Source organism: Streptomyces melanogenes, from assembly GCF_014649795.1.
Lineage (GTDB): Bacteria > Actinomycetota > Actinomycetes > Streptomycetales > Streptomycetaceae > Streptomyces > Streptomyces noboritoensis.
The window spans coordinates 1-25462 of record NZ_BMTS01000026.1 but is presented as its reverse complement, the minus strand read 5'-3'; the positions used below and the strand labels follow the sequence as shown (position 1 = coordinate 25462).

Below are 25462 nucleotides of genomic sequence, written 5' to 3'. Positions count from 1 at the left end.
GGGCCTGGCGCGGCCCCGAGGGCCGCTAGCGCGTGGCCTGCTGCGGGTCACCGAAGGCGACCAGGACCTCCCGGTCGCCCCGGTAGGGCTCCCGGCCGTGGCAGGCGAGCATGTTGTCGAGGAGCATCACGTCGCCCTGGCGCCACGGGAACGCGACAGCGAGGGTGCGGTACAGGGCGCGGATCTCCTCGATCACCTCGTCCGGGATGGGCGTGCCGTCGCCGTAGTAGGCGTGCCGGGGCAGTCCCTCTTCTCCGAAGAGCGAGCGCAGACTGGTCCGCGCGGCCGGCTCGAAGGCGGCGACGTGGAACATGTGCGCCGAGTTGAACCACACGCGCTCCCCCGTGACCGGGTGGTCCACGGCGGCCGGGCGTACCTGGCGGGTGCGCAGACCGTCCCCGTCCAGCCAGGTGAACTCGATGCCCGAGTCACGGCCGTACCGCTCGGCCTCCGCCCGGTCGGACGTCTGGAAGACCTCCTGCCACGAAAGGTCGACGCCCGCGCCGTAGTTGCGGACGTACATCACGCCCTTCTCCTCGAACGGCGCCCGGATGTGCTCGGGCAGCGCGCGGTAGACCGCCCGGGAGTCGGCGACCGGCGTGGCGCCGCCCTCGGTGGCCGCGACCTTCGAGAAGAAGGCGATGCGCGCGGGCCACACATGCGAGTACGACATCTCGTTGTGCTGCTCGATGTGCTGGTCGTTGGGGTATTCGGTCGAGGTGTAGACGTTGTTCTCGTCGACCTGGTGGCGGGGTGTCGAGCGTTCCTGATAGTCCATCAGCTCGGCGATCTGCCCGGCGGCGAAGCGGCGGAAGGCCGCGGCCTCGTTCACCGCGAAGCCGCGGAACAGCACGGCGCCGTGTTCGGCCAGGAGCTTCTGGACGAGCTCGCCGTTCTCCTGGCTCCACAGGGACAGATCGGCGTCCGGGCCCAGGGCCCGCACCACGGCGGGCAGCCCGTTCTCGTGGCCGGGCAGGAACTCCTGCCGGACCGAGGGCGCCGCACCCGCCCGGACCTTCTCCGGCTTGACGCCCTTCATCTGGGCGAACGCCGCCCGCCCGCCTGCCTTCGGCTTCTGACCGGCCGACATGCCGGACCTCCTCGTCGTCGTGCGGATGGATCGCGGGCCGCCGGGGCCCGCGTGGGTGAGCCGCACCTCGGGGTCGGCGACCGCGGCGTCCACCACGGCGGCGAAGTCCCGGGCGAACTCCTCGATGGTCGAGCGCGCGAACAGCTCGGTGTCGTACTCCAGGACGCCCTGGTAGGCGTTCTGCTCGTCCTCGACGCGCAGGGTCAGATCCCGCTTGGCGATCCACTCGTCGAAGGGCAGCGGGGTCAGCCGCACCCCGTTCAGCTCCAGCCCGTCGCCCATCGGGACGTTCTGGAAGGCGAACAGGACGTCGAAGAACGGGTCCCGGTTGGCCGAGCGCGGCGGCCGCAGCTCGCCGACCAGGTGGTCGAAGGGGATCTCCTGGTGGGCGTAGGCGTCCAGCGCGGTGCGCCGTACCCGCGCCAGCACCTCGCGAAAGCCCGGTGCTCCGGAGAGGTCCGCGCGGATCGGCAGGGTGTTCACGAAGAACCCGATGAGCGGTTCGACCTCCGGGCGCAGCCGGCCCGCGATGGGAATGCCGACCAGCAGGTCCTCGCCGCCGCCCGCGCGGTGCAGGGCGAGCTGGTAGGCGGCCATGAGGACCATGAAGGGCGTGCAGCCCTCGCTGCGGGCCAGTTCGACCAGTCGCTCCCGGGTGTCCGCGCCGAGCGTGAACGTCACGAAGTCACCCTTGTGCGAGCGCTTTCGCGGCCGCTCGCGCTGGCCGTTCAGCTCCAGCGGGGCGGGCAGGTCGCGCAGCTGCCTGCGCCAGTGCTCCAGCTGGCCGCGCATCGCCTCGGTGGTGAGCGTGTCCCGCTGCCAGACCGCGAAGTCGGCATACTGCACGGGCAGTTCGGGCAGGACGGCCTCGCGGCCCTCCAGCTCGGCGCGGTACAGCTCGGAGACCTCCGTGCGGAAGTTCTCCTGCGACCACCGGTCGAAGACGATGTGGTGCAGATTGACCAGGAGCAGCGCCTCCCCGTCCGCGACCCGCGCCACGTGGGCGCGCAGCAGCGGCCCATGGGCCAGGTCGAACGGCAGGTCCATCTGCCGGCGCAGCCAGCCCGACGCCTGTGCGCGGGCCGCCGCGACGTCGGGGCAGGTGAAGTCCTGGACGTCGATGCCGACCTGGGCCACGGCGTTGATCCGCTGCACCGGCACACCGGCCACCTGGGGGAAGACGCTGCGCAGCACGGTGTGGCGCTCGGTCAGCCGGGTCAGGGCGCGGCCCAGGGCCCCGGTGTCGAGCTCGCCCTCGGCCCGCAGCGCGATGGGCACGTTGTACAGCGGCAGTCCGGGGTCGTAGGCGCTCAGGAACCACAGCCGCAGCTGGGCCAGGGACATCGGCAGGTCGCGGGTCGGGTCCTGGCATTCGATGGGCCGGGCCGTGCCTCCCGCCGTGCCCGCCTCCGCCAGCGCCGAGCGGACCAGGGAGGCCACCCCGTCCGGGGTGGGCGCGTCGAAGATGTCGCGCAGCGCGATGTCCACGCCGAAGAGCGCCTTGATGCGCGAGAGCATCCGGGTGGCGAGCAGGGAGTGCCCGCCCAGGGCGAAGAAGTCGGCCCGGCGGGGCACCGGGTGCACCCCGAGCAACTCCGTCCACAGGCCCGCCATCAAGTCGTCGATCTGGTCGGCGGGCGCCGTCGCGCCCTCCGTGGCGGCGGACCGCGCCAGATCGTCGGTGGCGGGGTCGCGCAGCTCCTCGCGCCGGACCTTGCCGTTGCTGGTGCGCGGCACCGCGGCGATCTCCACGAACGCGGTCGGCACCATCTGGGCCGGGAGCCGTTCGGCGACGTGGCGGCGCAGCGCGTCCACGTCGAACGGGGCGCCGGGGACGGGTTGGACGTAGGCGACGAGGATGCGGTCGGCGGCGCCGGGCACCGCGCGTGCGTCGACCACCGCCGCCGCCACGTCCTCGTGTTCGCCCAGGGCGCCCTCGACCTCGGCGGGCTCGATGCGGAAACCCCGTACCTTGATCTGGACGTCGGCGCGGCCCAGGCACTGGAGCGTGCCGTCCTGAAGGAAGCGCCCGAGGTCCCCGGTGCGGTACATGCGGGCGCCCGGTACGCCTCGGAAGGGGTCCGGTACGAAGGCCTGCGCGGTGGCCTCGGGGCGGCCGAGGTATCCGCGCGCGACGAGGTCGCCGCCGATGCAGATCTCCCCCACCGCGCCGGACGGCACCGGCTGGAGCCGCTCGTCCAGGACGTAGGCGCGCACGCCCGCCATGGCCGTCCCGGCGGGAGTCGCCGCCCAGGTGGAGCGCGTGCCCTCCCGCACGATGTGGCTGACGACGCCGACCGTGGTCTCGGTGGGGCCGTACTCGTTGATCACCACACAGCCGGGGTTGTCCCGCTTGACGGCCTCCAGCAGGGCGGCGTCCGCGTTCTCCCCGCCGACGATCAGCGTCCTGCGCGGGCTCAGACCGGGCAGTGCCGCGAAGTGCGAGGGAGTGATCTTCAGATGGTCGACGGCGTGCCGTGCGAAGAGTTCCCGCATGAAGGCGGGGTCGGCCGCGTCCTGGCGCGGCACCAGGTGCACCCGGCCGCCGGTGAGCAGAGGCGGCCACAGCGCGGTCACGGAGCTGTCCACGGACAGGGACTGCACCATGACGTGGCCGTCGCCGGGAGCGGGGTCCATGTCCTTGAGGACCGCGGCCAGATAGGCGGACAGGTTGCGGTGCTCGACCGCCACGCCCTTGGGCACCCCGGTGGAGCCCGAGGTGAACAGGACGTACGCCGCGTTGGCCGGGGTGACCGCGCCGGGCCGCGGCGCCGCGCCGGCCTCGGCCTGGTCGTCGGTGTCGAGCCGGACCACGTCCACCGCGGCGGCCTCGGGCACCTGGGCGGCGAACTCGGCGTTGGTCACCGCGACACGGGCCCCCGCCGTGGTGATGATCCGCGCCATGCGGACGGCCGGCTGGGTCACATCGACGGGCACATACGCTCCGCCGGCTTTCAGGACGCCGAGCACCGCGACGACGAGGTCGCGCGTCGACTCGCCCAGGACCAGCGCGACGGTGGACTCGGGCCCCACGCCGCGGTTCCTCAGCCGTAGCGCGAGGTCCTCGGCGGCCCGGTCGAGTTCCCCGTAGGTCAGCTCGCCGTCCCGAGCGGTGACGGCGATGCGCTCGGTGTGGCTGCGCGCGCACCGGGCGAACAGCTCGTGCACCAGCGGGAGTGCGGCGCCGGATCCCTGCGGCCCGCGTCCGTGGGCGAGGAAGCGCTCGCGCTGTTCGTCGGTCAGGACGGGCAGCGCGCCGACAGGAGCGGTGGGGGTGTCGGCCGCCGCGCGCAGCAGCGTCTCGAAGTGCAGGGCGAGGTCGGCGACGCGGGCGGCGTCGAAGACCTCGGTGTTGTACTCCAGGTATCCGTCGAGCCCGTCCTCGGCGCCGATCAGACAGAACGTCAGATCGTTCTTCGTGGTGCGGGTGCCGAAGTCGGCGAGCTCCAGGGACAGCCCCTGGGAGGTGAGGGAGAAGCCCGGCGCCTCCTGGAAGGTGAAAGCGAGCTGGAAGAGCGGGGAGACGCTGGCGTCACGGCGCAGCCCGAGGCCGCGCACGATGTGCTCGAACGGCACGTCGCGGTGGCTCAGCGCTTCCAGGCTGAGTGTTCTGACCCGGTCGAGGAGCTGGTCGAAGGCGGGATCGTCCGAGACGTCGACCCGTAGGGGAAGCGTGTTGACGAACAGCCCCACCTGGTCCTGGAGCGCAACGTGGTCGCGGTTCTCCACGGGTGTGCCCACGATGATGTCACTCTGCCCCGAGCAGCGCGCGGCCGTCGCGTACACCCCGGCGAGCAGCACCATGAACAGCGTCGCCCCGCGCTCGGAGCCCACGCGGCGCAGCCGGGCGACGAGGTCCGCGGGCAGCCGCAGCCGCAGCCGGGCCCCGTGGAAGCCGAAGCGGGCCGGGCGGGGGCGGTCGGTGGGAAACTCCAGCAGCCCGCTGTGACCGGCCAGGTGCCGCTGCCAGAACGCGGGGCCGCTGTCCGCCTGTGCCGCCTGCCCGTCGTCCTCGCGGTGCTTGGCACGGTGCCAGGCGGCGTAGTCCAGGTGCCGGGTTCCGGCGGCCGGGGGCGCCTCGTCCTGCTCGTACGCGGACAGGAGCGAGCGCAGCAGGATTCCGGCGGAGCCGCCGTCACACACGATGTGATGGACTGTCAGCAGCAGAAGGTGCTCCTCGTCGTCCAGCCGCACCAGATGCGCGCGGACCAGCGGACCTGCGGCGAGGTCGAAGGGCTCGTCGGAGACCGACTGCGCCAGCAGGTGCACCGCCTCGTCGCGCTCCGCACCGGACCGCCCCGACAGATCGGACTGTTCGAGCCGGGCCGTCACGTCCTCGCACACCAGTTGGCGCGGGGTCCCGTCCTCGTCCACCGGGAAGCGGGTCCGCAGGGCCGAGTGCTGCGCCACGACCCGGGCGAAGGCAGCGGCCATGCGGTCGGCTGCGAGCGGCCCGGTCAGTCGGGTGTGGAGGGTCAGATGGAACGCGGCGGACTCCGGGGCGATCTGCTGGGTGAGCCAGATGCCCTGCTGGGCCCAGGAGAGCGGGCCGCTGTCGCCCGCGACGCCGGGGATGCCGTCGTCGGCTCTGGAGCGCCCGCGGCGGTTGAGCACGCGTGCCTCCAGCAGCCGCCTCTGCTCAGCGGAGAGCCGATCGAGTCGGTCGCCGGATTCCACAGTTGTCTCCTTGCGCGATCGGGAAAGGGGTTCGGGGGCGGGCCGTACGGGGATTGGGCACGGCCCCGTGCGCGGGCAGCGTCGGCCGGGCCGACGGCGGTACGCGGTCGGCCGTGGGCCGTTGTGGGGAGGTGGCGCTCGCCACCGCTCCCTCGGGGGCGGTGGGAAACAGTCGCCGTCAGGCGCCGCTGGCGCTCTTCTCCGCCTCGTTCTCGACGGGGTCCTTCTCCAGTTGGAGCTGTCTGACCTCGGGGACCATCAGCACCGCCGTCGTGCCCAGCGCGACGACCGAGCCGCCCGCGACGAGGGTGGTGGAAATGCCCACCAGGGCCGCGACCGGCCCGGCGAGCGCGTAGCCGATCGGCTCGAAGGCGTAGGCCCCCAGCCAGTCGAACGAACTCACCCGCGACAGGACCTCCGAGGGCACGTTCTTGTGCAGCGCGGTCTGCCAGTACGTCCAGTACAGGGACTGCTCGACGCCCACCAGCACGCCGGCCAGGGCGATGGCCACGGCGGGCGCGTCCGCCGCCAGCAGCCAGATCATGGGAACGAAGGTGAACGTGCCCGCCACGGCCACCAGCAGCGGCCGGCGCACCGTGAGGCGCATCGACAGCGCCCCGCCGACGAGCGCGCCGAGACCGATCCCGGAGAGCACCATGCCCCAGGCCTCCGCGTCGTCGCCGCCGTGGTACAGGGTCGGCCCGAGCACCATCACGGGTGCCAGACCCATCATGCGCACGACCGCGCTCTGCACGGTGACGGTCCACAGCCAGCGGCGTGAGCGGAACTCGCCCCAGCCCTCGGCCAGGCTGGAGAGCACACTGCCGCCGCGCGCGCCCGCGGTACCGCCCGCCTTGATCCGGGACACCCACAGAGCGCTCAGCAGGAAGCTCAGCGAGTCCAGGGCCAGCGCGTGGCCCGGGTCGAGTACGAGCAGGACCAGGCCGCCGACGGAGGGCCCCACGATGCCCGCGATCGCGATCACCAGACCCCGCAGCGCGTTGGCGGCCTGCAGATCCTCCTTGGGTACCACGTCCGGCTGCACCGCGCCGACGGCCGGGATGAACAGCGCGGACGCCGCTCCCGAGACGACCTGGAGCACCAGGAAGTGCCACAGCCGGATGTCGCCCCAGATCAGCAGGGCCGCGAGCAGCCCCTGGGAGGCGAAGCGCACCAGATCCGCACCGACCATGATCGTGCGCCGCGGCAGCCGGTCGGCAATCACTCCGCCGATGAGGAGGCACACGGCGAGGGAGACGCCCTCGGCGGCCAGGACGAGCCCGAGGGCGGAGGGCGAGTCCAGCGCGTCGAGGACCGCGAAGGCGAGGGCCACGATCGAGATGGAGTTGCCCACCTGCGAGGTGAGCCGCCCGGCGAGCAGCAGCCTGAAGTCCTTGTGGCGGAGTACACCCCACCGGTTGGTGCTAGCCATGCGTGTTCCGTTCTGGGTCGTTCACAGGGTGCGGCCAGAGCCCGGCGACGCGGTGCGCATGCGCCGCTGTCATCAGCGCGTAGTGGTCGGCGGGCAGCGGCTCGGTGCGCAGCCGCGCTCCCGCGACGGTGCGCCACTCCTCGACGACCTGGTGGGCGTCGGGGCGCCGTTCGGCGACCAGGAGGGTGACGGGGCCGTCGTAGGGGCTCGGCTCGTACGCCGCGCCGAGCCGCAGGTGTTCGCGGAACACCTCGTAGCGCAGGCCCACCGAACGCTCGACGCTGCCCGGGGCGATGTGCCCGGCATCGGCGAGGCAGTCGTGCAGGGCCCGCAGGCGTTCGGGCGCCGTCAGACGAGTGGTGTCCGGGACGTCGACGCCGAGGATGCGGCCGATGTCCCGGGCGAAGGCGGCGAACGTCTGTGCCTCGTCCCAGCCCCCGGCAGGCGGCCGCTCGCCGCGCAACGTCGAATCGATCGCGACCACCGGAAGGGCCGTACCGTGCCGGCGCTGCCATTCACGGGCCAGCTCAAGGGCGACCAGGCCGCCCAGCGACCATCCGGCGAAGACGTGGGGCACCGTGCCACGGGCTTCCAGGTCGTCCGCGTACAGCGCCGCGAGCCCGGCGAGGTCACCCAGGTCACGCAGCCGTCCGAGGTCCCCCTCGAGCCCAGGTGAGCGTAGCCCCAGCACGGACGCCGGAGTCGGCAGGGCTCTGGCGAGCGGCAGATAGCAGGTGACGTCGCCCCCGACGGGGTGCGCCAGCACCGTGAGTACGCCGGCTTCGTCGTCGCGCAGCAGCGCGGCCGTCCCGGCCGTCGTGAGCTCGCCGCGCTCGCGCACCAGCCGGGCGACCCGCTCGGGGGTCGCGGACGGGAAGAGCACCGACACGGACATCGCGACCGCGCACTCCTGCTCGATGCGGTGAACGAGCTGGACGGCGAGCAGGGAGTGGCCCCCCAGAAGGAAGAAGTCGTCCTCGATGCCGACCTCGTCGAGGCCGAGCAACTGCTGCCACAGGCCGCACAACGTACGCTCCAGGTCGTCGCGCGGCGGGGTGCGCCGCGCCTGGTGCGCCGAGGCGCGGGGCGGTGACGGGAGCCGGTCAGCGGCCAGCTTGCCCGAGGGAGTGCGAGGGATCTCCGCCAGCGCCACCACGGCGGACGGCACCATGTATCCGGGCAGGCGCGCCGCAAGATGGCGGCGCAGTTCGTCCTCCAGGCCGCCCGGCCCGCCGGGGTCCGTGCCGTCCGTCACCACGTAGGCGACGAGCCGGCGCTCGCCACCGTCGTCGGCGCGCAGTCTGACCAGCGCGTCGTGTACCTCGGGATGGGTGCGCAGGGTGGCTTCGATGTCACCCGGCTCGATGCGGTAACCGCGGAACTTGATCTGCTGATCCAGCCGGCCCAGTAGCGCCAGCGTGCCGTCGGGCAGGAAACGGGCGCGGTCGCCGGTCCGGTACAGCCGGTCGCCCGGCTGCCCGGAATACGGGTCGGGTACGAAGGAGGCGGCCGTCAGATCGCCCCGGCCCAGGTAGCCGCGCGCCACGCTCGGCCCCGACAGACACAGTTCGCCCGCGCTGCCGCGCGCCACCGGTTCGCCATCGGCGTCCAGGACGTAGGCCCGCAGATTGCCGACCGGGCGGCCGATCGGCACGGCGTCCTGGATCTCCGCCTCGGTCAGGTCCATCCAGGTGGCCGTGATGGTGCACTCGGACGGGCCGTAGCCGTTGAGCAGGCGGATCCGGGGACCCGCCTCCGCCTGCCAGCGCCGTACCCGGTCAGGGGCGGCTCCTTCACCACCGATGCACAGGACCCGCAGGTCCGGGCAGGCGTCCAGAGCCGCACTCGCACCCGCGTCGACGAGTTCGTGCCAGTACGCCGTGGGCAGGTCCAGCACGGTGACACCGCGCTCCCGGCACCATGCGGCGAAGCGCGTGGGTGACAGGTCGAACATCTCGTCCTTGACGACCAGGGCGGCACCCGTCGCGAAGGCGGCGGCCAGCTCTTCGACGGAGGCGTCGAAGCTGATCGAGCTGAACTGCAGCACCCGGTCGGCGGCCGTCACACCCATAGGCACGATCCCGTGCTGGATGAAGGACTCCAGACTCCTGTGCTCGATCACCACACCCTTGGGGCGCCCGGTGGAGCCGCCGGTGTACACCACGTACGCCATGTCGTCCGGCGCGTACGGAAGTTCGTGCTCCTGTGCCCCGGCAGGGTCGGCGCCCTCACCGGGCTCCGCCACCGCGGTGCCGCGGTGCGGGTCGACCAGCAGGGCGGGCAGGAGTCCGGCGCGCGGGCGGAGTTCCTCGGTGGTGATGACGTACCGGGCGCCGGAGTCGGCCAGCGCGTGGTCCACCCAGGTGCCGGCGAAGCGGGGGTCGACACCGAGGTAGCCGGCACCGGTGCGCAACACCGCGACCACGGCCACGCTCACAGCGGTCGAGGGAGGCAGCATCAGGGCCACCACATCGCCCCGGCCCACGCCGCGCCGACGCAGTCGCTCCGCCAACCGCCCCGCACGCTCCCACAGTTCGGCGTAGGTGAGGATGTCGTCCCCGCACACCACCGCGGGAGCGTCCGGGCGGGCCAGAGCCTGCTCGGCGACGCACGTGTGCAGGGACCGGCGCGGTACCTCACCGCTCGGGCCGCCCGCGAGATCACCGAAGAGTTCCTCGCGCTCGTCCGGTGCGAGGAACCCGGCGCGTCGCACCGGCAGTTCGGGGAAGCGCAGCAGCTCCTCCAGCAGCGCGACGTAGTGCCGCGCCACCCGCCGTGCGGTTTCTTCGGAGAAGAGGTCGGTGCTGTAGGAGAGCCACCCGGCCATGCCGTCGGCCGTCTCGTTGATGTACATCGAGAGGTCGAAGTCGCTCGCCTGGGGCTGGGGCCATACCCGTCGGCATTCCAGGCCGTGCAGCTCCAGCTCCGAAGCGCCTTCGGCGTTGTACTGGAAGGTGTGCTGGAAGACCGGATTGTGCGAGAGCTGACGTTCCAACCCAAGCTCATTCACAATGACATCAAAGGGGACATCCTGCTTTTCGAGCCCCTCAAGGACGGCACCCCTGACCTGCCGGACCAATTCAGCAAAGCTGACTTCAGGCCCGAAATCTGCACGGATGGCCAGAGTATTCACAAAGAACCCGATGGCATCCTGGAACTCTTTGCGCCCGCGGCCGGCGACCGGTGTTCCGACGGCCAGGGATTCTTCTCCGCTGTACCGGTGGAGCAGAACCTGGAATGCGGCCATCATTGTGGTGAACACCGTACTCGACTGTTCCGCGCTGAAACGTCGCACGCGTTCCGCGAGCGGTTCCGGCAGATCGACCTGCACGGCATTTCCACGGAAGGACTGATTCGCCGACCGGGATCCATCCGTAGGGATCCACACGCTTCCCGGAAGCCCGGAAAGCTGCTCTTTCCAGTAGTCGATCTGGCTTTCCCAGCCTTTGGTGCCGACCTGCTGATGCTGCCAGAGGGAGAACTGCGCGTACTGGGCGAGGAGCGGGGCGGGGCCGTCGTCACGTGCACCCGCTTCTCGGGCATAAAGATGCTGGAGGTCGCGGAGCAGAACGTCGATGGATCGGCCGTCCGAAACGATGTGATGGAGACTGACGGCGACAATGCTCCGCGTCGCGCCCAGGTCCCACCAGGAAACCCGGATCGGCCACTCCCCGTCGAGCGAGAACGGCTGGGTGACGAATTCGCCCAGCTGCCGGCGCACCTCGGTCTCCCACGCCGGGTCGGACAGACCCTCGGGGCGCGGCACCACAGTGGTCCGCTCGACTTCACCGGGCGCGTCCACATACTGGAGCGGAACCCCGTCCGACCCTTCCACCAGGCGCGTTCGCAAGACGTCATGGCGGGACAGGAGGGCGTTCACGGCAGCGGCGAGTGCCCCGCGGTCACACGGGCCGAGCAGCTCGAAACACGCGGAGCTCTGATAGAGCGAGCTGTGCGGGCGGAGCCGGTAGAAGAACCACAGCCGCCGTTGGGCCAGCGAGACGGGAATCGGGCCCTGTACTTCGGGCAGAACATCCGCCGGTTTCACCGACCTTTTGCGGGCGGCGGCGGCCAGGAGTTTCTCCTCCAGTGCACGCCGCTGATCGAGGCCCATTTCAGAAATGGCGACATCGCCAGACATTACTTCCCCCGAAGTCAAGCACGACATACCGGCGGGTGACTACCACGAAGCACCCGCGACGACCCTCGAAGGGCGATCAGGCGTTCACACGGAGGGACACGGGGCGCATATCGACCCAGACCTCTGCAATGTGCGAGAGGCACTGCTGCTTGCCTCCAGTGAAACCGGTATGCCGCCAGCCGGGGGGAATATCGCGCCCCGATCTCCAGATAGAGAACTGCTCTTCGTCATTGACGACAACCGCGTACAAAGAAACTTCTGGTACCGATGAACTCACTGCACGTTCTCCCCGTTGCCCCCGGTCAGGGACTTAAATATGCACCATGATCGGCACACAGAAGGTAAAGGGAATCCAAAACTCCCACCGGGCTGCCTTTGGACTCGCCCGCTCCTGGCCAGAACCCTATGACCGGAGCGCACGCCATGCAAGTGACCGCGATCACATCGCGCCGCGACGGTCGAGATCCTAGGGTTCAGAAGATGAATTCACCCCCTCTCTCCCGCCTTACCCGGACACAGGTCTTCCCCCTCACCGAGGGCCGGGTCACGATCTGGTGGGCATGGGCCGACGAGGGACTGCCCGAATTCTCCCGACTCCTCTCCCCACAGGAAAATAAACGTCTGGCGCAATACCGCAACGATGTGCTAAAGGCGGAGTTCCTGACCGGTGCCGTCCTCCTGCGCAGCGCACTGGGCAGGCATACGGGCCTCTCGCCCACGGAAGTCCGGATCGCCCGCGAGTGCCCGGACTGCGACGCGCACCACGGACGCCCGCGCTCCCTCGACGCCCCCGAACTGGACGTCTCGGTCTCCCACGCCGGGGGCAGGGTGGCAGTAGCTGTCGCCCACGGTATGCGGGTCGGTGTGGACGTGGAGTCACTGAGTCGCGTGGGCGACGCCAACTCCCTTGTGGACGCCATCTGTTCACCCCTGGAAGCCGCCCACGTTCGCAAGCACGACGTCGACCGGCAGCCGCAGGTACTCACCGACATCTGGACCCAGAAGGAGGCGGTACTCAAGGCCCTGGGCACCGGGCTCCGGATCCCGGCGCGCCACCTCGAAGTCGCGATTCCGGGCAGCGCCCCGAAGCTGCACACGAACCCGGACACCGGCGTACGCCTGCCGACGGGTCTCACAGTGCGCCCCCTGACGGCGTGCGGCCCGGGCTACACGGCCGCCCTGGCCACCTCCACCTCCCCGGTGGAGGTGAGAGAACTCGCCGGCGAAGCCCTCCTGAGCGGCTAGGCGTTTGAGGGGCGGTGACCACCACGAGCGGCATGTGCTCCCCGGTTTCGGTTGGCCGCAGGGCTGAACGGCCTCGGTTGCATGGTGGTAATCAACTTGCTGCCCGCCCCGGCGGGCAGGCATGGTCTGGATCATGCTTGAACTACGCACTTTGGAATCAGACGAGTGGCCCCTTTGGCGTGAGTTGCGACTGGCCGCGCTTGCTGAGGCGCCCTACGCGTTCGGATCGACACTGGCCCAGTGGCAGGGCTCCGGCGACCAAGAGGAACGTTGGCGTGCCCGCCTGTCGATTCCTGGCGCGCACGATCTGGTCGCGCTCCTCGACGGCCTTCCGGTGGGCATGGCCAGCGGAGTGCCGGGCGAGGGAGCACAGAACGTGGAGTTGATCTCGATGTGGGTCGACCCCACGGCTCGGGGCAAGGGCGTGGGTGACCACCTGATCCGGGCGGTCGAGCGGTGGGCGGCGGAGCGCGGTGCCACGGCGCTGCGGCTGTCCGTTATGCCGGACAACCGCACGGCAATCGCGCTCTATGAGCGGCACGGTTTCACGGACACGGGTGAGCCCGGCGATCTTCTGCCCGATGGCGTCGGCAGGGAGCGGGTCATGGCGAAGAACCTGGCCGCTGTCTGATCTCCCCATCCGGACACGGCGGGATCACTTACTTGGTCAGGCCGCGGCGGCGACGGAGCGTCCGCCCCAGCGCCCCCGGACCGGTGGGGACATCGCTGCTGTTCGTCCGCGGTCAGCGGGCAACGTCCGGCTGGGGCCGACCCGAGCCTCCAACCCGGCACCTGCGACGCCCCTTCGAGTACCGCCTTGCGGAACGCAGCAGTAGGGGCGCTCTGGGATGCTTGATCCATGACGGATCTCCAGACCATCGACCTCGCAGCCGTGGTGCGCGAGCAGCCCGACCCGCTGCTCTTCGCCACGGTCTCGGGCGCCCACCTCTACGGCTTCCCCTCCCGGGACTCCGACGTCGACCTGCGCGGCGTCCATCTGCTCCCGGCCGAGGCGCTGCTCGGGCTGCGCGAGCCGGAGGAGAGCCGGTCCCTGATGTGGGACCGGGACGGGGTCGAGATGGACCTGGTCACCCACGACCTGCGCAAGTTCGTCCGCCTGATGCTGCGCCGCAACGGGTATGTGTTGGAGCAGCTGCTCTCACCGCTGGTCGTGCACACCACCGACCCGCACGCGGAGCTGGTGACGCTCGCCCCGTCCGTGCTGACCTCGCACCACGCCCACCACTACCGGGGGTTCGCGAACACCCAGTGGCGGCTGTACGAGAAGACCGGCGAGCTGAAGCCGCTGCTCTACACCTTCCGCGTGCTGCTCACCGGCATCCATCTGATGCGCAGCGGCGAGGTGCAGGCGGACCTGCCCACGCTGCTCGGCGAGGTGACCGCGCCCGCCTATCTGCCCGATCTGATCGCGGTGAAGGCCGAGGCCGAGCACGGGGCCGCGACCGGGCTCGACCCCGAGCGGGTGGCGGGAGACATCGAGGCGCTGCACGGCGTGCTCGACTCGGCGCAGGCGGAGTCGCTACTGCCCGACGCCCCCGCCGGACACGACGCCCTGCACGACTTCGTCGTACGGGTGCGGATGGAGCGCTGACTCCAGTCCCCCGGGCACACGGTTGGGTGGCGAGCGGTGGCATAACGCAGACACCACGCCCCACCCCTGCTGTGCCGTGCCGGGGCTGCGCACTGCAGCCGCCGAAGGGCCGCGCATAATGGTCCGGTAAATCGGCAGAAAGCACGCTCCGGCTCGGCTCACTGGCGATCCACCAAGCCAGGAGAGAAACCAATGAGTACGGATAACGGTCAGCTGGGCACGGTCGCGGCTGTGCAGGTGGCCTATCAGGCGACAGCATCGGAGTTCCAGGAGGCGATGCGCGTCCTGATGAAGGCCTCCCCCGCTGGCCGGCGCAGCCAGTGGCTCATTACCGGGATGGGGCTGGTGCTCCTCGCACTGGGCCTTCGGATCGACCACCCAGGCGCTGAACTGGACTTGGGCCCACTGATGTTCGGCTCCATACTCCTGGTGTTCTTCCTGGTGATCGCGCCACGGATGCGCGCCCGGCAGGCTCACCGGCACGGCCAGGCGCAAGGACCGCGCTACATCACCGTGGACGCCTCCGGGGTGACGGCCGCGACCCAGCACGAACACCAGTGGTCCGCCTGGGCCAAGTTCTCGCGCTACCTGGAAACTCCCAACCTGTTCGTGCTGCTCAGCGCTGACCAGAAGTGCATGACCTTCCTGCCCAAGCGAGCGTTTCACCAGCCCGAAGACGCCGACCGGCTGCGGCAGATTCTCCACCTGCAGCTGCCTCTGGCCGCCCCCACGGCGTCTGCCCGATAGACGCGCCGCCTCCGCACCGATACCCGGCAACCGTCCACAGAGACCACCTTCTTTCACTGCCGAGAGCCAGCGGGTCGTCGACCAGCGGACGACAGGCAGCACCACTCAGGAGATCCGCCAAGCCGTCGGCCTGGATCGCATTTCCTCATCTCCCGTCACTGCCGCGAAGGCCTCCAGCGCAGCGACTAGTCTTTGGCAGCACGAGTGTGGCCGGCCGGGATCGCATCCCAGGTTCCCTTAGGGGAGGCGCTGACCTCGGTTCACCCCTGCGACCGCACGACACAGCAGCGGGTAGCAGACGCCTCCCCCCGACAACGTGCGGACCTCCCGACCTGGGGAGATGAGCCGGGCCCCTGTTATCGTGCGCCGATGTCAACGATCAGACAGTTCCAAGTAACCTTCGACTGCGCGGAGCCTGCGCGCCTCGCCGCCTTCTGGTGCGAGGTGCTGGGGTACGTCGTACCGACGGTCCCGGAGGGCTTTGCCACGTGGGAGGAGTACCACCTCTCGCTGCCGCCCGAGGATGAGATCTACTTCGCGTGCACTGACCCCTCGGGTGTGGGACCGCGCTTGCTCTTCCAGCGAGTTCCCGAAGGCAAGGTCGTCAAGAACCGGGTGCATCTCGATGTGCGGGTCGGCACAGGGCTCGTGGGTGAGGAACGCCTGGCCACACTCGAGGCCGAATGCGCACGGCTGATGGCGCTCGGCGCGAAACACGTGCTGACGCAGCGCGCCGATGGCGTCAACGAGTCGTGCATCACGATGCAGGACATCGAGGGCAACGAGTTCTGCCTCGCCTGATTCCCCTGCGAGACGGCGAGGTGGGGAGCCGTCCCCGGCCTTGGGAAACATCGGGCAGCCGAGATCGGCTGTCCCGATGTTCCCCAAGGCCGGTCTCCCCTGACCTCTCAGGTCCCGCATGCGGCGGGAGTCATCCCGTGAGAGCGAGGTTGTGCAGGCGGGGAACGTCGTGCATCGCATGGCGCACACCGTCGCCTCTCAAACTGCGGTCGCGCAGGATCTTCCAGGTCTTCATACGGGCGAAGGCGTGCTCGACGCAGGCGCGAACCCGTCTGTGGCTCTTGTTGTGGGCCTCCTTCCAGCCGGGCAGTTCCTCGCCCTTGCGCCGGTGGTGCGGCATGATCAGCCCGGTGCCCAGGTAGCCGCCGTCCGCGATCGTCGCAGTGTTGCCGACCACCCGTTTGGCACCGGACTCGACGACCAGGCGGGTGTCGGCGTCGATGACCACCTGGTGGTTGGTCGAGCAGCAATAGCTCTTCGACTGCTCGGCGACCTGGTGGTCGCGGGTGGGTACCAGCGTCCCGTCCACGATCAGCACCGCGTCCTTGGCGAAGCGCCTGCGCGGGGCCAGCGCGACCCTGGAGCCGAGGTGCTCGATGACGCGATCGGCGGCGGACTGCGTGTCCCGGCCACGATCTGCCACGGACGCACGTCATCCCTGGCCGCGCGCGCTGCCGTACAGCGGCCCTCCGCCCAGGCGACCCACGCAACTCTGGCGTGTTCGCCTGTGTGAACATCAGGGAACCCGCGCGTGTGGCACGTGAAGGCCCTGTATAGAGTGCACGACGTACAGCGCGGTCCAGACCAATCGCGCCCATTCACGACAGCCGGGGGGCTTGTTCATGAAGTTCATTCCACACGCACTGGCCGCGACCGCCATCGCCACGGTCATGGCTACCACCGCCGGTACCGCGTTCGCGGCCGGGAACCCGGCCGACGCCAGGGAACTGCGCGCCCAGGCCGAGGCCCAGCACCGCACCCACAGCTCCCAGGGCCTTGCCGCCCCGCGCGCCGCCGCGAAGAAGCGTGTGGAGACGCCCACGTTCTCGATGACGGCCGTCGACAAGCGGACCGGAAACCTGTATCTGTACTTCCCTGACCGAGAGGGCGGCTTCAAGAACCGCTACGACGTCGGAGTCGACTACAGCTTCAACGTGTTCGAGGGCGACGTCGACAACGACAAGGACGGCTACGGCGAGAGCACCTGGCACATCGACACGAGCGGCCGGCTGTCTTACACGTACCACGTCTCTGAGTTCGGCCTGGACACCAAGGACATCGGTGGCGGCTGGCAGATGTACGACAAGGTGGTCTTCCCCGGCAACCTCGCCGGTGCGGGCGAGGCCGACATCATCGCCCGTGACAAGGCGGGGGTGCTGTGGCTCTACCTCGGCTACGCCGACGGCCGGGTCACCGCCCGCACCAAGGTGGGCGGCGGCTGGGGGCAGTACACCGAGATCGCCGGCCAGGGAGACCTGGACGGCGACGGTTTCACCGACATCGTCGCCCGCGACAAGGCCGGTGTGCTCTGGTTCTACAAGGGCAGCGGCGACCGCAACGACCCGTTCAACCAGCGCACGAGGATCGGTGGCGGCTGGAACACCTACAACCGCATCCTCTCCGTCGGCGACCTCGACAACGACGGCCGCACCGACCTGGTGGCCCGCGGCAACGACGGCACCCTGTGGCGCTACTCCGGCAACGGCGACGCCGCCGACCCGTTCGACAACCGCGTCAAGATCGGCTGGGGCTACAACATCTACAACCTGATCTGACCGCTCAGGTGCGTGAGGTTGAGGTGGTGCCGTCGGGGTATGCCCCGGCGGCACCACTCGGTGGTGGGGCATCGGTGCAGTGCTTGAGTCTGGAGCGTGACTGGGTCGCTTCGCCGGGGCTGCCGCCGAGGCACGCTTCGCCGCCGCGCGCGCCGCAGGGTACGAACCCCTGGTGGAACGCTTCCTGTATCGCTGGACTCCGGAACAAGGTCTGCCCGAGCGGCCCGGACGCCTGCGCTTCAGTACCGAACCCGACGACACGGTGTTCTTCGACGCGCTGCGCCGCATCCACTCCGCCACCCTGGACGCCCACGCGCTCAGAGCCATCGAGGAGGGCGGCCTCGGCCAAGCCGCCCCGGAAGAACTCGACTTCGTCCGGTGAAACCAAGATGCTCCGACGGGCGTCGGTCGGGTAGCGTGCGGATCATGTCGAGTCCTGAGTCAGACAAGGCGGGGGCTTTCGGTCACGCCGTCAGCCCCCTGAACCACTGAGCTCATAGCCCTGCCGTCGCGCCGCGTTCTGCGGTCGGACGGGCGCTCCCTTGGGGGCCGGCCGCGGTGACGAGATGACCCTCTCGTACTTCTCCTCGCCTCGGAGCCACTCGATGCCTCTTCCGCTGTACCTGCTTGCCGTGGCGGTCTTCGCCATGGGCACCTCGGAGTTCATGCTGGCCGGCCTCTTGCCGGACATCGCCTCGGATCTCGACGTCAGCGTCGGGACAACAGGCGTGCTCACCTCGGCCTTCGCGATCGGCATGACCGTCGGAGCCCCCCTTGTGGCCGTCCTTGCCCGCAACTGGCCCAGGCGCCTGAGCCTGCTCGGGTTCATCCTCGCTTTCGCAGCAGCTCACGCCGTGGGCGCCATCACCACGAGCTTCCCGCTGCTGCTCGCCACCCGGATCGTCGCCGCGCTCGCGAACGCAGGCTTCCTCGCTGTCGCTCTCACGGCTGCCGCCACGTTGGTCTCGCCCGGCAAGAAGGGACGTGCGCTGGCCGTGCTGCTGTCAGGCACGACGGCGGCCACGATCGCCGGTGTCCCTGGTGGCTCGCTGCTCGGCACCCTGCTCGGATGGCGAGCCACCTTCTGGGCCGTTGCCGCGCTCTGTCTGCCGGCAGCTCTCGGCATCCTCAAGGGCATCCCGGCGGGAGGTGTGAAGGAACAGGCCAGTGGCGGGCGGGCCTTGCGAGCGGAGCTCGCCCAGTTGGCAAGGCCACGGTTGATCCTGGTGATGCTGCTGGGCGCGCTCGTGAACGCAGCCACCTTCGCCAGTTTCACTTTCCTGGCCCCCGTCGTGACCGGCACCGCCGGGCTGAGTGAGCTGTGGGTCTCTGTCGCCCTGGTGCTCTTCGGTATCGGTTCCTCCGTTGGAGTCACCGTCGCCGGTCGCCTGTCCGACCAGAACCCCGGCCCGGTCATCGCGGTGGGTGGTCCGCTGCTGCTGATCGGCTGGCCGACCCTGGCCGTACTGGCCGATGAGCCGGTTGCGCTGCTTGCCCTCGTGTTCGTCCAGGGTGCTCTGTCGTTCGCGCTGGGCAGCACCCTGATCACACGGGTCCTCTACGAGGCCGCAGGAGCCCCCGCCATGGCCGGTTCGTATGCGACCGCGGCACTCAACGTCGGCGCCGCCGGCGGCCCCCTCATCGCCGCGACCACCCTCAACACCGGAGCCGGGAACCTCGGTCCGCTGTGGTCGAGCGGATTCCTGATCGCCCTTGCGCTGCTCATCGCATTCCCCTTCCGCACAGTGTTCACGGAGGGCTCGAGCACCGAGGTGCTCCAGTGACGATACGAACGCGCCCTTTCAACATCGAGGGGACGCCGAAGGCCCATCGAACGATGCCGCACCCGCCCCATCGCTCGCGCCGCCGCCGAGTCCGGCGTCTCCCGCGCCTGCCTGCCCCCAAGGGAGGAACACGACGCGGCTACACCCCACCTGAGGCCGATAAGCCGTCAAAACAAAGACCGTTGCAGTACGGATGCGAGCTGAGGGACGGCGATTGCTCGCCGCAGCCACCAGTGAGATCCCGGAAACGAGCAGTTCACAACTTCAGGGGGCTGCGGGAAACAAGCGATTTCTAGCGTGTCCGCTCATGGATCCAGAGCCGTATACGCAGTCGGACGCAGGTGAAGCACAGCCGGTGGCCCCCGCCACACCGACGGTCCGTCAGCGGGTTCCTCGCTGTGCGAGGCGATCTACGCCCAGCTCCGCGCGGCCGTGCTCGACGGCGCGGCCGACCCTCGCGAGCGGCTGGCCGAGATGCGGCTGAGGAAGCGGTTCGGGATGTCACGGACACCGCCAGGACAGTCCCCGGCCCAACCGACATCTACCGGGCTCATCGGGACCGCTGCTACGCGATGCGCGACCAACTGCCGACGCCGGACCCGCGGTTCGTCTCCCAGGACGAGAAGTTCCACACCGAACTCTCCCGCGCGTCCGGCATCCCCGGCCCTCACCGACGCGCCCGCAACGGTCAGCGACTATATCCGCCGGGTGCGGATGCACGACCTCCTCACCCAGGACCGGTGGGCAGACGACGATCACCAACACATCGAGCGCATGGACCTCGTCCGCGACGGACCACTCGACACGGGCTACCGGACCCGCACACCCACGCCAGCGTGTCGATGGCCGTGGTGATGCAACGCGCCCAACGCGCCACGACGCAAACGGCCCCGCACGCAGGCCGCCTCTGACACCCCGGGGATTCCCACCCCGGCCCCTGGCCCCCGGCTGCCGACGACGCCGACCGCGGGTGCCCCACCGCTCACCGCAACCGACTCCGCCCCCGCACCCCCGAAGGGCTGGCCATGAGCACCACCGAGTCACCTCAGACAGTCACCGCGCCGATCTCCCCGACCAGCCAGGCGACCAAGGAGACCCTGGAGGACTACACCCTCCGCTTCGCGCCCCGCAGTTACCGCCGCTGGACCCCGATGGTCGTGGCGACCACGGCCCTCGGCGGCATCGCCTACATGGCCGACTTCTCCATCGGCGCCGGCATCGGCCTGGCCCACGGCACCGGCAACGCGCTCGTGGCGATCGCCGTGGCCGCCGTCGTCATCTTCATCACGGGCTTCCCCCTCGCCTACTACGGCGCCCGCTACAACATCGACCTGGACCTGATCACCCGCGGCTCCGGCTTCGGCTACTACGGCTCGGTCCTCACCAGCGTCATCTTCGCCAGCTTCACCTTCATCTTCTTCGCCCTCGAAGGCTCGATCATGGCCCAGGGCCTGAAGCTGGGCCTCGGACTCCCGCTCTCGCTGGGCTACGCCATCTCCACGCTGATGGTGATCCCGCTGGTGATCTACGGCATGAAGGCGCTCAGCAAGCTCCAGGTGTGGACGACCCCGGTCTGGCTGCTGCTGATGGTCGCCCCACTGGTCTACCTCGTCTCCACCGACCCGGGCACCGTCGACCGTTTCCTCAACTACGCGGGCACCGACGGCGACGGCGGCGTCAACACCGCCTCCGTGCTCCTCGGCGCCGGTGTCTGCCTCTCCCTCATCGCGCAGATCGGTGAACAGATCGACTACCTGCGCTTCATGCCGCCCAAGACCGAGGCGAACAAGCGCACCTGGTGGACCGCGGTGGTTATGGCCGGGCCCGGCTGGGTGGTGCTCGGCGCGCTCAAGCAGGCCATCGGCGTCTTCCTCGCCGTGTACATCCTGGCCAAGGTCGGCCCGGCCGCGTCCACCGAACCGATCCGGCAGTTCCGCGGCGCCTTCGACGCGATGATGCCGTCCTGGCTGGTCATCCCACTGGCCGTCGCCCTCGTCGTCATCAGCCAGATCAAGATCAACGTGACCAACGCGTACTCCGGCTCACTCGCCTGGACCAACTCCTTCACCCGCGTCACCAAGCGCTACCCCGGCCGCATGGTCTTCGTCCTGGTCAACCTGGGCTTCGCGCTCGCCCTGATGGAAGCCGACATGTTCAGCTTCCTCAACGACATCCTCGGCTTCTACTCGAACTGCGCGATCGCCTGGATCGTCACCGTCGCCACCGACATCGGCATCAACAAGTACCTGCTGAAGCTCTCCCCGCTCCAGCCCGAGTTCCGCCGCGGCATGCTCTACGCCGTCAACCCCGTCGGCGCCGTCGCCTTCGTCGTCGCCTCCGGCCTGTCCATCGCCATGTACTTCCACGCCCTCGGCGACACCCTCCAGCCGTACTCCCCCGTCGCCGCGGCCGTCCTCGCCTTCCTCCTCACCCCACTGATGGCCGTGGTCACCTCGGGCAAGTACTACCTGCGCCGCACCGACGACGGCATCGACGAGCCGCTGCTCGACGAGGAGGGCAACCCGAGCGCGACGACGTACGACTGCCACGTCTGCCACCAGCCGTACGAGCGCCCCGACCTGGCCGCCTGCCAGACCCACGCCGCACACGTCTGCTCCCTGTGCCTGAGCACCGACAAGGTCGGCGACCATGTACTGCCCGCACAGCCGTCCGCCGCCTGACCCCAACGGGCGGGGCGGGCCCAGCCGCCCTGTCCCGTCCTTGGCGTGTGCACGAGAGCTACGTGATTCGGCGCAGTCGGCCGGGAAGATCCGTCCTGTGAGGCGAGCCGCCTCTACGCCCTGAACCAGTACCCGCGAGACAGTAGAAGCCCCGAAGGGCGGGGCCGGTTGTCCGCGGACAAGTCCCGTTGTCCACCCGCAGGCCGAGGCCTACCTGCGTCCTTGTGGCGGAGCAAGGCGGACAACAGGGTCGGTGACGACGCTTGGGTCCGTCAGCAGATGCCAGCGTCAGGAGACAGCAACCATGTTCAAGCTCCGCAAGGCCCGTGCGAAGATCATCGCCTTGTGCGTCTGCATACCCGCGCTGGTCCTCGGCGCAGAAGCATCGACCGCGTCCGCCACCGGCACGTACTACTTCCTCAAGAACGCGAACAGCAGCAAGTGCATGGCCGTCGGGGCCGCGAGCGCCAACAACGGCGCCGGCGTGATCCAGTGGGACTGCACTTACGGGGGCACGGAGCAGTACTGGTCGTTCAACCAACTGCCAAGCAAGGTGGTCAACGGCGAGACGTACTACCACGTTGTCAACTCGAACAGCACTGCCGTCAGAGGAACCCCCATGTGCCTCGCCGTTCCCGGAGGCACCACCGCATGGAACACCCAGCTGATGCAATGGCCCTGCGGTGACTGGAACGACCATTGGTGGAAACTGGTCCGGAACCCCGACCAGGGGGGATGGATGCTGGAAAACCTCAACGGCCTGTGCGCGGCGGTCGGAGCCAGCAGCAAGGTCTCCGGCGCCCCCGTGATCCAGTGGGACTGCACCCGCGGAGCCGAGCAGACCTGGTTCCAGCCCTAGCCCGGCCAGGATGACCGCCTGGATACGGCGTTTTCACAGGTAAGCGCGGTCGCCGCGGGACAAGCACACCTTGTCCCGCGGCGACCGCCACACCCCACACACAGAGCCTCGCCCGGCTGACCGCCGGACGGGCCGGTCAGCCGGAGACGCTCGGGCGGCCGTTCTCGATATGGCCCATCAGGCGCCTACGGAACGGGCTGCCGCCATCCACGGTCACTTCCAGGTCGTACCAGCCGTGCGCGTCGGCGGCCGAGTGCACCACGGCGCGGCTGCGGCCCGGCTTGACCGTCACGGAACGCTCCCAGTCCCGCAGGTCGGTCTCGTCGGCGTAGCCGAGCGGCCGCACGACGAAGGTGACGGGCCGCGGTCCGCGGTTGCGGAGGGTGAGGTGGACGTCCCGGTCGTGGTGGTCCAGGTGGGTGGTCACCTCGGCGCCGTCCGCGTCGCCGGCGCCCTCGAACTCACGCCGGAAGCCGTTCGGCCCGGTCACCGTGAACCGGTAGGCGCCAGTCAGCGGCACGGTCCAGTGGTCGTTGCCCCGCACGTCCTTGTGCTGCGGCGCGGCGAACTCCTTGGCGTACGGGTAGAGCGCGAAGTGGGCGCTGGCCCGGCCGGTGTTGCTGAGCTGCACCTGGAGGGCGCCGCCCGCGACCTTGGCGTACGCGTCCGGCTGGTACGGCAGCGGCCGGGCGGGCCGGGTGCCCTCCTCCTGGGCGGGCATGTGCTGCCGCGCGGGCGGTTCGGGACGCCAGCGGCCGCTCATCGGCGGAATGGGACCCGGCCGCTGCACCGCAGGCCGCGGCCTGCCACGCTTGAAGTCGAAGGCCGAAATCAGATCGCCCGCGACGGTGCGCCGCCAGGCACTGATGTTGGGCTCACGCACCCCGGTCCAGCGCTCCAGGAAGCGGATGACGGAGGTGTGGTCGAAGACCTCGGAGCACACGTAGCCGCCGACGCTCCAGGGCGAGACCACGAGCATCGGCACTCGCGCACCGAGGCCGGTCGGCTTGCCCTGCCACTGCTCGTCCGTCACCTCGGGAGGGGCCACCGGCGGCGGGACGTGGTCGAAGAAACCGTCGTTCTCGTCGTAGTTGATGAGGACGACGGTGTGCCGCCACACATCGGGGTGCTTTCCGAGCGCGTCGAGCACCTTGTAGACGATGGTGGCGCTGTGCACGGGCGAGGAGACGCTCGGGTGCTCGGAGTCCAGCGCCGAGGGCACCAGATAGGAGACCTCCGGCAGGGTGCCGGCGGCGACGTCCTTACCGAAGGCGTCGGCGAGCGTACCGGTCGGCACCCGCCTCAGCCCCCGCTCGAACAGGCTGCGTTCGGCCGTGGTGAGGGTGGCGACTCCCTGGTCGAGCAGGCCGAGGAGCCGCTGGCGCTCGGCGTCGCTCGGGGCGTCGCGCACGACGGAGTAGAAGGACTCCATGAACGTGTGCCCACCCGTCCTGGCCAGCGCCTTGCGCGCGATCGCCTTGAACGTGGTGAAGAACTCGATCTGGTTGTCGGTGAAGTTCTCCCACTCGGTGTACGTCTTCCAACTGCGCCCGGCCTTCTCCAGCCGCTCGGCGTAGGTGCCCCAGTCGTACCCGGGGTGGGTGCCCTCGTCGTAGGCGTCGTTGCCGACGGCCCGCTGGCCGCCCGGCTCGAACCCGGTCTTCCCGCTCCACAGGTGGTTGCGGTTGGGGCTGGTGGAGCTGTGGATGGAGGAGTGGTAAGCGTCGCAGACGGTGAAGGTGTCGGCGAGCTCGTAGTGCAGCGGGATGTCCTGGCGGTCGTAGTACGCCATGGTCGCCGAGGTCTTGGCGGACACCCAGTTGTCCATCCAGCCGCCGTTCCAGGCCTTGGCCCCGCCGCTCCAGGAGTGGTCGAGGGCCCCTATGTACTGGAGGTCCTTGTGCTGGGTGGCGGCGGCGCCGCGCACGGGGAAGGGCAGCACGGTGCTGCCCAGCGGCCCCGGCTGCTCGAACACGGGTTTGCCGCCCGGGAGTTGAAGGGCATTGCGATCGCCGAAGCCGCGGACTCCGCGCAGGGTGCCGAAGTAGTGGTCGAAAGACCGGTTCTCCTGCATGAGGATCACAACGTGCTTGACCGCGCCGAGGCCGCCGGCCGGGGGGCCCGCGGCCATGGCGGTCTGCAGCGAGGGTGGCAGCAGGGAGGCGGCCGTGGCCGCGCCGAGGGCGCCGCCGCCCAGTGCGAACAGCCCCCGCCGTGAGATGCCGCCTGCGTTGTCCGTGGCCAACTGATACTCCTGAGTCGTGTGAGGTGTGTACGGGGAGAACGCTACTGACCTGGAGTGACCACCAGAAGACCCCACCGCGCCCCCTGGGTTAACGTCCAACCGTCCGCCCCAAAAGTCCAACAACATAGCGGCTCGGCCGTGGCCGGCTCGAAGCGGAGCACGAGGCCCGGGTACGGGTCGACGCGGTCAATGCCCCGCATGTGCACGGTGTTGATCTGACGCCAGGCCAAGGCGCAGCCAGCACCCAGGCTCCAGGCAGCCTTGTGGGTGGTGAAGTCGATCCGGGGCGCGGTGCCGGTCTTGTCGACCGGCCCGTTTCCCCAGACCGCTTCCCGCACCCGGCGTGCCCGTTTCCGAGCACCGGGCGCTCCAC

General features: G+C 69.8%; 15 protein-coding genes and 2 pseudogenes. 10 read left to right on the top strand and 7 right to left on the bottom strand.

What is annotated here, in order from left to right; all coding sequences use genetic code 11:
* Positions 1–25: 25 nt before the first annotated feature.
* The 4 genes from IE252_RS36005 to IE252_RS35990 all read right to left on the bottom strand — a co-directional run bounded on the left by IE252_RS36005 (position 26) and on the right by IE252_RS35990 (position 11617).
* A complete protein-coding gene (locus IE252_RS36005; RefSeq protein WP_190093686.1) occupies positions 26–5767 on the bottom strand; it encodes a non-ribosomal peptide synthetase in 5742 nt (1913 codons plus the stop codon).
* A 178-nt stretch (positions 5768–5945) separates the two neighbouring features.
* A complete protein-coding gene (locus tag IE252_RS36000; protein WP_190093685.1) occupies positions 5946–7199 on the bottom strand; it encodes an MFS transporter in 1254 nt (417 codons plus the stop codon).
* Positions 7192–11313, bottom strand: coding sequence for a non-ribosomal peptide synthetase (locus IE252_RS35995; RefSeq protein ID WP_229849014.1), 4122 nt, complete (start codon positions 11311–11313; stop codon positions 7192–7194). Before IE252_RS35995 ends, IE252_RS36000 begins: the two co-directional genes overlap by 8 nt.
* Before the next feature lie 103 nt (positions 11314–11416).
* Complete coding sequence (locus IE252_RS35990) at positions 11417–11617, bottom strand: MbtH family protein (protein WP_190093683.1); 201 nt, start codon at positions 11615–11617, stop codon at positions 11417–11419.
* Positions 11618–11820: 203 nt separating this feature from the next.
* On the opposite strand from IE252_RS35990, the gene IE252_RS35985 reads away from it, so the two are divergent.
* The 5 genes from IE252_RS35985 to IE252_RS35965 all read left to right on the top strand — a co-directional run bounded on the left by IE252_RS35985 (position 11821) and on the right by IE252_RS35965 (position 15745).
* Positions 11821–12585: a 4'-phosphopantetheinyl transferase family protein gene (locus tag IE252_RS35985; RefSeq protein ID WP_190093682.1), complete on the top strand. Its 765-nt coding sequence runs from the start codon at positions 11821–11823 to the stop codon at positions 12583–12585.
* 133 nt (positions 12586–12718) lie between these two features.
* Entirely contained in the window at positions 12719–13216 is a 498-nt protein-coding gene (locus IE252_RS35980) for a GNAT family N-acetyltransferase (RefSeq protein ID WP_190093681.1), read from the top strand.
* A gap of 228 nt (positions 13217–13444) precedes the next feature.
* Complete coding sequence (locus IE252_RS35975) at positions 13445–14197, top strand: nucleotidyltransferase domain-containing protein (RefSeq protein WP_190093680.1); 753 nt, start codon at positions 13445–13447, stop codon at positions 14195–14197.
* A gap of 192 nt (positions 14198–14389) precedes the next feature.
* Complete coding sequence (locus IE252_RS35970; protein ID WP_190093679.1) at positions 14390–14944, top strand: YcxB family protein; 555 nt, start codon at positions 14390–14392, stop codon at positions 14942–14944.
* Positions 14945–15313: 369 nt separating this feature from the next.
* On the top strand, positions 15314–15745 hold the full coding sequence (locus tag IE252_RS35965) for a VOC family protein (RefSeq protein ID WP_190093678.1): 432 nt from the start codon (positions 15314–15316) through the stop codon (positions 15743–15745).
* 130 nt (positions 15746–15875) lie between these two features.
* Here the strand turns inward: IE252_RS35965 and IE252_RS35960 are convergent.
* Positions 15876–16367, bottom strand: a pseudogene (locus IE252_RS35960) (transposase); the annotation flags it as partial.
* A 220-nt stretch (positions 16368–16587) separates the two neighbouring features.
* Between IE252_RS35960 and IE252_RS35955 the strand changes: the two are divergent.
* From IE252_RS35955 to IE252_RS35930, 5 genes and pseudogenes are all read left to right on the top strand, one after another.
* A complete protein-coding gene (locus IE252_RS35955; RefSeq protein WP_190093677.1) occupies positions 16588–17520 on the top strand; it encodes an FG-GAP repeat domain-containing protein in 933 nt (310 codons plus the stop codon).
* A 118-nt stretch (positions 17521–17638) separates the two neighbouring features.
* A pseudogene (locus IE252_RS35950) lies at positions 17639–17893 on the top strand (GNAT family N-acetyltransferase); the annotation flags it as partial.
* Between the two features lie 232 nt (positions 17894–18125).
* The gene (locus IE252_RS35945; protein WP_190093676.1) at positions 18126–19304 is read left to right on the top strand and encodes a Cmx/CmrA family chloramphenicol efflux MFS transporter; all 1179 of its coding nucleotides are present in this window, start codon (positions 18126–18128) and stop codon (positions 19302–19304) included.
* A gap of 1025 nt (positions 19305–20329) precedes the next feature.
* Positions 20330–21985 carry a purine-cytosine permease family protein gene (locus tag IE252_RS35935; protein ID WP_190093675.1) on the top strand — a complete coding sequence of 552 codons (1656 nt, stop codon included), beginning with the start codon at positions 20330–20332 and terminating at the stop codon, positions 21983–21985.
* Between the two features lie 304 nt (positions 21986–22289).
* Positions 22290–22844 carry an RICIN domain-containing protein gene (locus IE252_RS35930; RefSeq protein WP_190093674.1) on the top strand — a complete coding sequence of 185 codons (555 nt, stop codon included), beginning with the start codon at positions 22290–22292 and terminating at the stop codon, positions 22842–22844.
* Between the two features lie 136 nt (positions 22845–22980).
* On the opposite strand, the gene IE252_RS35925 is transcribed toward IE252_RS35930, so the two are convergent.
* Both IE252_RS35925 and IE252_RS43565 read right to left on the bottom strand, forming a co-directional pair.
* Positions 22981–25065, bottom strand: coding sequence for a phosphocholine-specific phospholipase C (locus IE252_RS35925; RefSeq protein ID WP_229849013.1), 2085 nt, complete (start codon positions 25063–25065; stop codon positions 22981–22983).
* A gap of 65 nt (positions 25066–25130) precedes the next feature.
* The coding region (locus tag IE252_RS43565) for a hypothetical protein (protein WP_229849007.1) at positions 25131–25462 on the bottom strand (332 nt) is incomplete at its 5' end.